This window comes from Photobacterium proteolyticum (assembly GCF_001939735.1).
In the GTDB taxonomy this organism is placed as follows: domain Bacteria; phylum Pseudomonadota; class Gammaproteobacteria; order Enterobacterales; family Vibrionaceae; genus Photobacterium; species Photobacterium proteolyticum.
In genome coordinates, this window is sequence record NZ_MJIL01000083.1 from 64,496 (window position 1) to 76,259 (window position 11,764).

General features: G+C 48.4%; 8 protein-coding genes. 5 read left to right on the forward strand and 3 right to left on the reverse strand.

Going from position 1 to position 11,764, the window contains the following annotated elements:
• Positions 1–134: 134 nt before the first annotated feature.
• Positions 135–1,700 carry a methyl-accepting chemotaxis protein gene (locus BIT28_RS16185; RefSeq protein WP_075765549.1) on the forward strand — a complete coding sequence of 522 codons (1,566 nt, stop codon included), beginning with the start codon at positions 135–137 and terminating at the stop codon, positions 1,698–1,700.
• Between the two features lie 66 nt (positions 1,701–1,766).
• Here the strand turns inward: BIT28_RS16185 and cra are convergent, their stop codons facing one another.
• A complete protein-coding gene (gene cra / locus BIT28_RS16190) occupies positions 1,767–2,750 on the reverse strand; it encodes a catabolite repressor/activator (protein ID WP_075765551.1) in 984 nt (327 codons plus the stop codon).
• A 273-nt stretch (positions 2,751–3,023) separates the two neighbouring features.
• On the opposite strand from cra, the gene fruB reads away from it, so the two are divergent.
• From fruB to fruA, 3 genes are read left to right on the forward strand one after another with little or no spacing between them, the layout of a single operon-like run.
• Positions 3,024–4,142, forward strand: coding sequence for a fused PTS fructose transporter subunit IIA/HPr protein (fruB, locus tag BIT28_RS16195; RefSeq protein ID WP_075765553.1), 1,119 nt, complete (start codon positions 3,024–3,026; stop codon positions 4,140–4,142).
• 32 nt (positions 4,143–4,174) lie between these two features.
• On the forward strand, positions 4,175–5,155 hold the full coding sequence (gene pfkB, locus BIT28_RS16200) for a 1-phosphofructokinase (protein WP_075765647.1): 981 nt from the start codon (positions 4,175–4,177) through the stop codon (positions 5,153–5,155).
• Positions 5,155–6,903, forward strand: a complete 1,749-nt coding sequence (gene fruA, locus BIT28_RS16205; RefSeq protein WP_075765649.1) for a PTS fructose transporter subunit IIBC — start codon at positions 5,155–5,157, stop codon at positions 6,901–6,903. Before pfkB ends, fruA begins: the two co-directional genes overlap by 1 nt.
• A 296-nt stretch (positions 6,904–7,199) precedes the next feature.
• On the opposite strand, the gene BIT28_RS16210 is transcribed toward fruA, so the two are convergent.
• Both BIT28_RS16210 and ppsR read right to left on the reverse strand, forming a co-directional pair.
• Complete coding sequence (locus tag BIT28_RS16210) at positions 7,200–7,805, reverse strand: hypothetical protein (protein ID WP_083651904.1); 606 nt, start codon at positions 7,803–7,805, stop codon at positions 7,200–7,202.
• Between the two features lie 408 nt (positions 7,806–8,213).
• Positions 8,214–9,047 (reverse strand): posphoenolpyruvate synthetase regulatory kinase/phosphorylase PpsR, encoded by an 834-nt coding sequence (gene ppsR, locus BIT28_RS16215; RefSeq protein WP_075765557.1) that lies wholly within the window; start codon positions 9,045–9,047, stop codon positions 8,214–8,216.
• A gap of 219 nt (positions 9,048–9,266) precedes the next feature.
• Here ppsR and ppsA point away from each other — a divergent pair, with 219 nt between their 5' ends.
• The gene (gene ppsA / locus BIT28_RS16220) at positions 9,267–11,636 is read left to right on the forward strand and encodes a phosphoenolpyruvate synthase (RefSeq protein WP_075765559.1); all 2,370 of its coding nucleotides are present in this window, start codon (positions 9,267–9,269) and stop codon (positions 11,634–11,636) included.
• Positions 11,637–11,764 lie beyond the last annotated feature (128 nt).

The following is an 11,764-nucleotide window of genomic DNA, read 5'->3' on the forward strand; positions in this document are numbered from 1 at the left end:
AGAGTATTTGTACGAATACAGAGAGCTATATCAACCTTTTTGCTATGCGTTGAAGTGATATGAAATTCTATTGTGTAGTATTTTCAGACAAAGACAGCGGCATAGTGCTGTTAGTGGCAGAAAGGTACGAGTAGATGAAAAAAACCATATTAATTGCTGTTTGCATCATGTTTGCAATCGCAGCGATAACGAGTATTTCTTCAACGTCTTATATATCCCATCATGAAATTGACAAGATCATTTTGAAGAAGTCACAGGCTCAAGCTGAGTTGCTGGCTAAAAATGTGGAGTATGTACTGAGCACATCTTCACAGCCGCTGGATGACTTGCAAAAATTGGTGCAGTCACTGAAAACGCGATCGGATATTAGCTACGCGGTTGTTATCGATAAAAACGTTCAAGCCGTCGCCCATAGTGACGCCGAAAAGCTAAACAAAGTCTACAAAGATAACTACACGGTTGACGGGGCTACGAGAGGCATACCGCAACATTCCAAATGGTATGCCGACGTGCAGCAAGTTTGGGTATATGACATTCTTTCTCCAATCTATGTTAATGGAGAACTATACGGTACATTTGATATCGGTATTCCCATTACAGAAGTCAGTGAGGCAGCGAAAGGTATTGTCATCACTCAGCTGGTAGCTATTTTGGGTATCTTCATTCTGTGCGGATGTGTATTAATGGGTTTGCTGGGCAAATTGTTAAAGCCACTTTCGGGACTACAGCATGCGTTGGAGGATATATCGAAGGGGGATGGCGACCTGACTATCCGGTTGCCTGTTCGCGGTAATGATGAAATTGCTCATATTTCAACGGCCTTCAATATCTTCGTTGGTAAGATCAATGAGATTATTGGCCAAGTAGTAAATACCGGTGTTGATCTTGGCCGAACCGCCACAGAGCTACGAGGCCAGTCTCAGCAGGCATTGTCACGTGGTCATGAACAGAGCGAGCAGTCGCTGCTGGTGGTTACCTCAATGAACGAGATGATTGCGACCATCGGTGAGATTTCACAAAATGCGGCGGGTGCCGCGGAGTCTGCCGAGAATGCCAATATCGAGACGCAGGAAGGGCAGAGGATCCTGCAGGAAGCCACAACAACTATTACTGGCCTTGCCGATCAAATGAATGACATGTCAGGGGTGATCACTTCTTTGGCAGACAGAACTCAATCTATCGGTTCTATTCTTGAAGTGATCCGAGGTATTTCGGAGCAGACTAATCTGCTGGCACTGAATGCGGCGATTGAAGCGGCGCGTGCAGGCGAAGCCGGTCGTGGTTTTGCGGTGGTTGCCGATGAGGTAAGAAACCTGGCGACCAAAACGGCCCAGTCAACCAATGAAATTCAGGCCATGATTGATCAGTTGCAGAATGAAGCCAAAAACGCGGTTGAGGCAATGGATAGCAGCCAGTCGTTAACCGCTGAAGGTTCTCAGGCAACAGAAGAAGCGCAGCAGGCACTGGAAAAGATATCTCAACTGGTGATGACCATCCTTGATATGAATACTCAGGTTGCTACTGCAACTGAGCAGCAGACGAGTGTTGCCAATGAGATCAATCTCAATATGGACACTGTAGATAGCTCGGTAAAAGTGGGGCTTGCTGCCAGCGAAGAGCTGGAAAGGTCGAGCCAGGATTTGGCAGAGCTGGCTCAAACGTTAGACTGCCATGTCGGTTCTTTTAAAATAGGCCGCTAGCCAATTTATCTTTCCACCTAATAATTAGCCCCTTTTCAGGGGCTTTTTAATGCGTAGCGTTTAATGTCAGCGGCGCTTGATTTTCCGCGGCACCACTTCAATCCCTGTCCGGTAGCGTCCGGCAGCAGCATTCAATGCCAGCTCCAGGGCATTATCAGCAATCAGCTCGAATTGTTGCGGAAGAGACTGAATCTTAATCGGCAGGAAATCCAGCAACCGGTTATCACCAAAAGTGGCAAGGTGGGTTTTCTGCATCAGCTCAGGATTGGCCAACAGGCAGTCTAGGATACCTTCGAACAGTGTGTATGAGGTCGCCAGTATAGCGTCGGGCAGAGTATTGTTGTCGATCCACTGCTGGACCTGTTGTTGGCCTTGCTGCTGGCTGAAGTGATCGCCATAGGTGACAAGTGTTTCCAGCTCCTGGTGCTGAGTATGAATGGCTGAATAGAAGCCTTGCTCACGCTCTTTTGATACGCCCAGATCCGGCACTGCACCGACCAGGCCAATACTGGCGATGTTCTTGGCGAGCAGGCTTTGCGTTAGTTCGAAAGCCCCTTCGAGGTCTTCGCTGATCACACTGGCAAACTCTTCGTCATCCAAGGCACGGTCAATCGCGATAACCGGTACACCACCGGCCTGGATCTTTTTATAGAAAGAATGATCGGCAGGCAGTGCACTGGCAACCAGTAAGGCATCAATGCGTCTGCTCAGTAGGGTTTCCGCGACTTTCATTTCTGTGTCGATATCGTCATCCGAGCAGGAAATAATAAGCTGATAACCGGCTTTGCGGGCATCGCGTTCCAGTAGTTTCGCCAGCTTGGCATAACTGCTGTTTTCCAGATCCGGGATGATCAGGCCAAAAGAGCGGCTGCTTCCGGCTCGCAGAGAAGTGGCGGCATGGTCAGGCCGGTAGTTAAACTCATCAACTACAGCCATAACTTTTTGCTGGGTTTTTTCGCTGATCCGGTACTTTGCCGCTTTGCCATTGATGACATAGCTGGCTGTCGTTCGTGACACCCCAGCCAGTTTGGCTATTTCGTCTAACTTCATTCTCGATTCTTAGTCTTTGGTAGAATTTGTGCGCCTGATCATATATTCGCAAATGATCTGGCACAGAACAATTGCAATATTAGCTGAAACCATTCAGCATGTCAGCTGAAAGGTTTCAGCAAAGCTAATTTTACTTGAGCAAAGTTCTGCTGAAGCTTTTATTTTCAGTAAAAGCTGAATCGATTCAGCTCTTACTGAAGTTAACTAGAATTAAAGACGTGTAGATAGGACGAAAGTGCATTTCGCCGAGTCATCGAATACTGGAGAGAGTTCATGCTGTCATTATCAAAGAGCGATATTCAGCTAAAGCAATCTGCTGCTGATAAGCAACAAGCTATCAAGGCATTGGCTACCGGTCTGGAGCAACAAGGGCTGGTTGATACAGGGTATGTCAACGGCATGTTGGACAGGGAAGCGCAAAATTCCACGTTTCTGGGCAATGGCATTGCAATCCCTCACGGAACAACAGATACCCGCGGTTTGGTGAAGCAAACTGGTGTTCGCGTACATCACTTTCCACAAGGTGTGGATTGGGGAGAGGGAAAGACAGCCTATCTTGCAATTGGTATTGCGGCAAAATCGGATGAGCACCTTGGGATCCTCAAGCAACTGACGAAAGTCCTGTCAGCCGACGGCGTGGAAGAAAAGCTAAAGCACTGCGATAGCGCAGAAGGATTGATTGCCATTCTGAACGGGGACGAACAGCTAGAAGCTGAGTTTGATGCTGGTCTTGTTCAACTGGCCTTTCCGGCGACAGATCTGATTCAGCTTACAGCGGTTGCAGCTGGATTAATCAAAAATCGCCAGGCTGCGGGTAACACCAGTGTTGCTGATGCCATCGCAACAGGTGCGAACTACCTCGGACAAGGCTTATGGCTTGCTAAAACCGACAAAGAGGTGACTAAAACTGCTTTGTCCTTTGTCACTCCGGCAACAGAATTCGATGAGCAGGGCAGACAGGTCAAGGGGCTGCTGATGGTGGCAGCATGCAACGGCGCTCACCTGAACAACATGAACTACCTGGCGCAGCTTTTATACAAACAGCAGGCCGACAAGTTATTTACGGCTGATGAAGAAAAAGTCGTATCGCTGCTGACGCAAGAAGTTATCGAAGGTAATAGCGACGTATTTAAAATCCGCAATCCTCACGGCCTGCATGCCCGTCCCGGGGCCATGCTGGTCAGCGTCGCCAAGAAATTCGAATCGAATATTTTGGTTGCCAATCTCAATGGTGATGGCAAGGCAGTAAATGCCAAGAGCCTGATGAAAGTGATTGCCCTAGGTGTGAAGCAGGGGCACGAGCTGCAATTTACTGCCCAGGGTGACGATGCTGAAGCGGCACTGGCTGCTATCGGGCAGGCCATTGCCGATGGTTTGGGTGAGGGTAAGTAATGAGTGAGCTTAACGTGGCGAATGAACAAATCATGGCAAGCAGTAAAAAGCCAAAGGTCGTAACAGTAACGTTAAACCCTGCTCTGGATTTGACCGGTAACCTGAATGTGTTAACCGCAGGTACGGTGAATCTGGTTGAAAAAGGAAGTCTGCACCCGGCGGGCAAAGGGGTGAATGTGGCCAAGGTACTGGCTGAGCTTGGTGCGGATGTCACGGTAACAGGTTTGCTTGGTGCCGATAACCAGGAACCGTTTTGTCAGCTGTTTGAAGCCTTGGGAGCTAATGATCAGTTTGTCCGAGTCAACGGTGCTAGCCGGATAAATGTAAAACTGGTCGAGGCAAGCGGACAGGTCAGTGATATCAACTTCCCTGGTGTTGCAGTATCCGAACAAGACATTCAGGCCTTTGAGCAAACGCTTTTCGCTCTGGCTGACAGCCATGAAGTGTTTGTGATGGCAGGTAGCCTGCCGAAGGGTATCTCCCCGGAGCTGTGTGCCAGTTGGGTTGCTCAGCTTCAGGAGCGAGGCAAGCATGTTTTCTTTGACAGCAGCAAAGCGGCACTGACCGCGGGCTTGAACGCTGCGCCATGGTTGGTGAAACCCAATGATGAGGAACTGTCGGACTGGGCCGGTCGCGCATTGTCGACCAAACAAGATTTAACACAGGTTGCAGAACAACTTGGACAAAAAGGGATTGCGAATGTTGTGGTCTCTTTGGGTGCCGAAGGAGTGATGTGGCTGGATAACGACGGATGGCTAAGTTCGCAGCCACCGAAAATGAATGTTGTGAGTACTGTTGGCGCGGGTGACACATTGGTGGCAGGCCTGTGCTGGGGGCAACTCAATAACTGGAATAAGCAAGAGACATTGAGTTTTGCCACTGCACTCTCGGCATTGGCTGTGAGTCAGGTTGGGGTCGGCGTTGACGATCTCGATGCAGTATTGGCAATCAAAGAAAGTGTCCAACTACTAGATAGCAATGTGAACGCTAACACGGAACAGAGGGTATCATGATGAAAATTGCAGTTGTAACAGCTTGCCCGAGTGGTATTGCAAACAGTGTTATTGCCGCAGGCTTAATGGAAAAAGCCGCTGCAGAACTCAAACTAACCGCTAACATTGAATGTCAGTCGACAGTCATGCCAGTCAAGGCGTTGACAGATGCACAGATTAGCGAGGCGGAGTGTATTGTTATCGCAGCCAATACGGCAGTAGATACAACTCGCTTTAAAGGCAAAAAGGTCTACCAGTCAGGTGTCGATGCCTGTCTGGCGGATCCAAAAGCTTACCTTGAGCAAGCTATCGCGCAAGCATCAGTACTGAAGAATGTACAGGCGGTAGTACCTGCTAGCGCACCTGCAGAGGCAACATCAGGCTCGAAGAAAATTGTTGCGATCACAGCCTGCCCAACAGGAGTGGCGCATACCTTTATGGCAGCAGAAGCCCTGGAAGAAGAGGGCAAGCGCCAGGGGCATAGCATCAAGGTTGAAACTCGCGGTTCAGTGGGGGCGAAGAATCAGCTGACAGCTGAAGAAATTGCAGACGCTGACTTGGTCGTTATTGCTGCTGATATTGAGGTTGATTTATCACGTTTTGATGGTAAGAAGCTTTACAAAACCAGCACCGGTCTGGCGTTGAAGAAAACCTCTCAGGAGTTGGAAAAAGCTTTCTCGTCAGCAACTGATTATAAGCACGAGGGCAGTTCAGTAAGTGCTGGTCAGAAGCAGGAAAAGACAGGCGCCTACAAACACTTGATGACCGGGGTTTCGCATATGCTTCCGCTTGTGGTTGCCGGTGGTTTGGCAATTGCACTGTCGTTCGTGTTTGGTATTGAAGCATTTAAAGAAGAGGGTACTCTGGCTGCCGCACTGATGACAATTGGTGGTGGTTCAGCATTTGCGTTAATGGTGCCGGTACTGGCAGGTTTTATTGCCTTCTCGATTGCGGACCGTCCGGGCCTGGCACCGGGTCTGATTGGCGGTATGCTGGCAAGCTCGACGGGAGCAGGGTTCCTGGGTGGTATTGTTGCCGGCTTCCTGGCCGGTTACAGCGCCAAGTTTATTGCTGATAACCTCAAGCTGCCTCAGTCTATGGAAGCATTGAAGCCTATCCTGATCATTCCGTTGCTATCAAGCTTGGTTACCGGTCTTATCATGATCTACATTGTTGGCGGACCGGTATCTGCGGCAATGAATGGCCTGACTGACTTCCTGAACAACATGGGCTCTGCTAATGCAGTATTGCTGGGTATTATTCTTGGCAGCATGATGTGTTTCGACCTGGGGGGGCCTGTTAACAAGGCAGCCTATACATTTGGTGTCGGTTTGCTGGCTTCACAAACTTATGCGCCAATGGCGGCAATCATGGCAGCCGGTATGGTTCCGGCTCTGGGTATGGGTTTGGCGACTTTCCTCGCCAAGCGTAAGTTCAATGCCAGTGAGGCAGAGGCGGGTAAAGCATCATTCGTATTGGGGCTTTGTTTTATCTCAGAAGGGGCGATTCCATTTGCCGCGCGTGATCCAATGCGTGTCATTCCAAGCTGTATGGCGGGCGGTGCATTAACGGGCGCGCTATCTATGCTGTTTGGTGCAAAACTGATGGCACCACACGGTGGCCTGTTTGTTCTGTTTATCCCGAATGCGATTACTCCAGTACTGATGTACCTGGTTGCGATTGCGGCCGGTACGATTGTGACTGGCGTAACTTATGCCTTCTTGAAAAAATCAGATGAAGAGCAGCTAGTTGCAGCAACCGCTAAATAAGATCGAGTAGAGCCATTCGGTAAAAATGAAAGCCCCGGCATGATAATCATGCCGGGGCTTTTGCCACCGCTGCCTACGTATTGATAGGGCTTGTTCTTGACCGACAACGCCGATCGACTGAGCTCTTTCTCCCCTTCGGCGGCACAGTGTGCCAATGCACAACAGAGCTCTTAAGAACAAACACATCTTTTATAAGTTGTAGGCTTTCCCTGCGTTTGCAAAACAGTGTTGCCACTGTAATAGCGCTTTAGTTTTATTTATTGTTGTTATCCCCAAATTATAATTATTATTTATTGTTATTTTTCTTCTGCTGCCATTAGCAGATCTTCACCATCGGTGACCAGTAAATAGGACTTCCCTGGGTCCAAATTGCACAAGCTGATTGATTCAGCTGCAAAAAATAACTCACCGCTACAGTTCTCAAGTGTCAGGTAAGGTGTTATCTGTCCTTTTTTTGCTTCTATGGCAGAAATAACCGACGAGATAACCTGTACCCGCGAATCTGAATGGCTGAACACCCGAACACTGTATTTCCCTTCCTGGCTAGAAGGTTGTTGCCTGATGGTAGAAAGAGCCAGTTCATCATTGTCTAACCATGCGATCGCCCAGAGTTTGTCTGCGCGGTTTAGCATGACTTCCAAAGATTCGCTCGTTTCCGACTGAGTGTTGGTGTCCCAGGCGCCGATATCAAGAACGACCGGCGTGGGGGTTGACCAACTCACTGAGTGGCTAGCGACTTCTGAGTTGCTGTTCGAAGCAACCTGCGTATTGGGATCAAAAAGTGTTTCTGTACCGCCGGACTGTTTAACAAAGTAGTCAACGGATTTATTCGCTGTATTGACGAAATCGATGTCAACTTGCGGCGAGCCGCCAAGCTCACTCTCAGGCAATAATTCTTGCACTGAGCTACTGTCTCCACCACATCCTGTAATATACAAAGCAATACACATTGTGAGCGCTGGCCTAATCATGTTAGGAACCTCTGTTGTAATTATTTGCGAAGCTCAAAGTAAGCATATTGCAAGAATTAGTGATTTTTTGATGAATAACAGGGAGAAAATTGAGTTTTTAGTAAGTGACTGAATTTATGGCTTAATAAGGCTCTCAAGAGTGAGAAAATATGATGAGACATCAGTAAGATGCAGAAGTAGGCATGTTTTTTATCCCATTTGAGTCAACTAGGCAAAATTGGAAACGGCGTTTGAGAGGTGCTCGCCGCAAAGGACGGCAAGCATTCATATCGCTGTGCGTCTCACAAAAATTCCTGACTAAACTACTCTGTTATTTTGTAAGGATAAAAATGTTTATCATTAGCACATGCGGCGTTTCAAACCGCTCATATCCAGCAAGCGAGTTGAGATTTCCTCCACCGACAAAGAGGTCGTGTTGAGGTAAGGAATCGCTTCGCGGCGGAACATACTTTCGACTTTGTTAAGTTCGGATTCACACTGCTGCAGGCTGGCATAATCACTGTTCGCGTAGCGTCCGTTTCGGATAGCTACCAGACGACCGGTATCGATGGTCAAGCCATAGGTTTTATAGCGAAATGGCTCAATAGCCTGCGGTAATTTCAGGCTCGTCATGTCTTCGGCAATGAACGGATAGTTGACGGCCCGGATCCCGAATTGCATGGCAAGATACAGGCTGGTTGGGGTTTTTCCGCATCGCGACACCCCAAGCAGAATGATATCGGCTTGTTCAAGATTGTTCAGTGAAACACCGTCGTCGTGGGCGAGGGTGTACTCGATGGCAGCGATACGATCCTGATAGCTGGCAGCATCTTTGTTGATACTGTGCGAGCGCTGCAACTGGGGCATTGGTTCCATATCCAGATCATCCTTGAGTGGATCCACAAGCGCATTCAATACGTCGTAGAGATTGGCCGAGCATTGTTCAATGATCGCTTTTACTTCCGGGATAACCACCGAGTAGAAAACCAAGGGCTTTACGCCTGTTTCTTCATAGATTCGATTGATCTGTTTTTGCACGTTGAGGGCGCGATCGACTGATTCGACGAAGGGCAGGGTTGTTTGTCGGGTCTCAATGGGAAATTGACCCAAAACTGCATGCCCAAGTGTTTCAGAAGTAATCGCTGTACCGTCAGAAACGTAAAATACATCACGAAAATTGGATTTGCGCTGCATAAAAAGTTGAATCCTTAAAAAATATCTGTAACGTTAAGCTCATTAATACTAATAACAATAACCTTACAGGGTATCTATTCTTCTTTTACATATACTATGTAGAGAAGAATACCTAGACGGAGGCATATTGTACGCAGTATTTTTTTGACTGCGAATGCAATCGTTTTCGTTGAGAGGTTGCCCACATAAACTGTTGAATCCAATTAAAGGAGAGTTGCCGTGCAACAGAATGTTGTTTGGTATGATGCTTTATCAATGAACGATGTTGATAAAGTGGGTGGAAAGAATGCATCACTGGGTGAAATGGTTGCAAACCTTGCCAGTGCCGGCGTAAAAGTGCCTAACGGCTATGCGACAACGTCATATGCATTTAACCAGTTTCTTGATGCAAATGACCTGAATGATCGTATCTACAATCTGCTTGATAAGTTAGATGTCGATGATGTGAATGCGCTGCAGCAGGCAGGAGAAACTATCCGAAATTGGGTTCTAGAAGCACCGCTTCCGGCCGATTTGGAACAGGAAATCCGTAGTTGCTATAGCGAACTGGGTGAAGGCGATGAGATGCTCTCTGTTGCTGTACGCTCATCGGCAACGGCAGAAGACTTACCTGATGCCTCGTTTGCAGGCCAGCAGGAAACTTTCCTTAACGTACGTGGCATTGATGCCGTTATTGAAGCAGTGAAGCATGTATTTGCCTCTCTGTTTAACGACCGTGCCATCTCTTACCGTGTTCACCAGGGCTTCGAACACAAAGGTGTTGCACTGTCTGCGGGTATCCAGCGCATGGTTCGCTCGGATATCGCCTCTTCGGGTGTGATGTTTACCCTGGACACTGAATCTGGTTTCGATCAGGTTGTGTTTATCACCTCTTCATGGGGGCTGGGTGAGATGGTTGTGCAAGGTGCCGTGAACCCGGATGAATTCTATGTTCACAAACCAACCCTGCAGGCTGGTAACCCTGCCGTTGTACGCCGTACCTTCGGTTCTAAGCAAATCAAGATGGTTTATGCTGAAGGTAAAGAACTGGGTACGCAGGTAGAAATAATTGATACTACGGATGAAGAGCGTCAGCAGTACTCTCTGACTGATGCTGAAACTGAATCATTAGCCAAGCAGGCCATGATCATTGAAAAGCACTACGGCCGTCCGATGGATATCGAGTGGGCGAAAGATGGTGTGACCGGTGAACTCTTCATCGTTCAGGCCCGTCCTGAAACGGTACGCTCCCGTGATGATGCTCAGGTGATGGAACGGTTCCACCTAAATGGTTCTGGCACCGTACTTACTGAAGGTCGTGCTATTGGCCAGCGAATTGGCTCTGGCGCGGTACGTGTAGTATCGGATCTAAGCCAAATGGATCAGGTGCAGGCGGGTGACGTGCTGGTGGCTGACATGACAGACCCTGACTGGGAGCCTGTGATGAAGAAAGCTGCTGCGATTGTTACCAACCGCGGTGGACGTACATGTCATGCAGCGATTATCGCGCGTGAACTGGGTATTCCAGCCGTTGTTGGCTGTGGCAATGCGACCGAACTGCTGTCGACAGGACAGGAAGTGACGGTTTCATGTGCTCAGGGCGAGACTGGTTACATCTACCAAGGTGAGCTGGAGTTTGAAGTTCGTCGCTCAGCGGTTGACGACCTACCGACACTGCCACTAAAAGTGATGATGAATGTTGGTAACCCTGACCGTGCATTTGATTTCGCCTGTATCCCGAATGAAGGTGTGGGCCTTGCCCGTCTTGAGTTCATCATAAACAAGATGATCGGTATCCACCCGAAAGCGCTGCTGAACTATGATTCACAGTCTGATGAGCTGAAAGCCGAGATCGACAAGCGCATTGTGGGCTACGAAGATCCTGTCGAATTCTATATCGAGAAACTGACCGAAGGTATTTCGACGTTGGCTTCAGCATTCTGGCCGAAACGTGTCATTGTTCGTATGTCAGACTTCAAGTCGAACGAGTACCGTAATCTGGTTGGTGGTGTTCACTTCGAACCGACGGAAGAGAACCCGATGCTTGGTTTCCGTGGTGCATCACGTTACATCTCACCGAAGTTCGAGGACTGTTTTGCCCTGGAGTGTGAAGCCATCAAGCGCGTGCGTGAGCGTATGGGGCTGAAGAACGTTGAGATCATGATCCCGTTCGTTCGTACTGTGAGTGAAGCGGCTTCAGTTATTGACCTGCTGGCGAAGTTCGACCTTCGTCGTGGAGAAAATGGCCTGAAAGTTATCATGATGTGCGAACTACCGTCGAATGCCATTTTGGCAGAAGAATTCCTCAAGTACTTTGATGGCTTCTCGATTGGTTCGAACGATATGACTCAGCTGACACTTGGCCTTGACCGCGACTCGGGTGAGATTGCCCACATGTTCGATGAGCGCAATGACGCGGTTAAAGCGATGCTGGCGATGGCGATTAAAGCTGCCAACAAAGCAGGCAAATATGTCGGTATCTGTGGTCAGGGACCATCGGATCATGAAGATTTAGCTGACTGGCTGATGGAGCAGGGTATTGATTCGGTATCACTTAACCCTGATACCGTTGTCGAAACTTGGCTGCACCTAGGTAGTAAATCTAACTAAGCGAAGTAATTGCCGTTAAGTAAAGCCTGTATCACCTTTGCATATTAAGGGTGATGCAGGTTTTTTGATTTTCTGGTTCCGAGAAATACTTTTCTAAGAATCTCCAAGCACTTCATAAATAGCTTGTA

Coding starts and splice junctions, on each gene's coding strand:
- BIT28_RS16185 (WP_075765549.1), top strand. CDS start 135: ATGAAAAAAACCATATTAATTGCTGTTTGCATCATGTTTGCAATCGCA.
- fruA (WP_075765649.1), top strand. CDS start 5,155: ATGAAAATTGCAGTTGTAACAGCTTGCCCGAGTGGTATTGCAAACAGT.
- pfkB (WP_075765647.1), top strand. CDS start 4,175: ATGGCAAGCAGTAAAAAGCCAAAGGTCGTAACAGTAACGTTAAACCCT.
- fruB (WP_075765553.1), top strand. CDS start 3,024: ATGCTGTCATTATCAAAGAGCGATATTCAGCTAAAGCAATCTGCTGCT.
- ppsR (WP_075765557.1), bottom strand. CDS start 9,047: ATGCAGCGCAAATCCAATTTTCGTGATGTATTTTACGTTTCTGACGGT.
- cra (WP_075765551.1), bottom strand. CDS start 2,750: ATGAAGTTAGACGAAATAGCCAAACTGGCTGGGGTGTCACGAACGACA.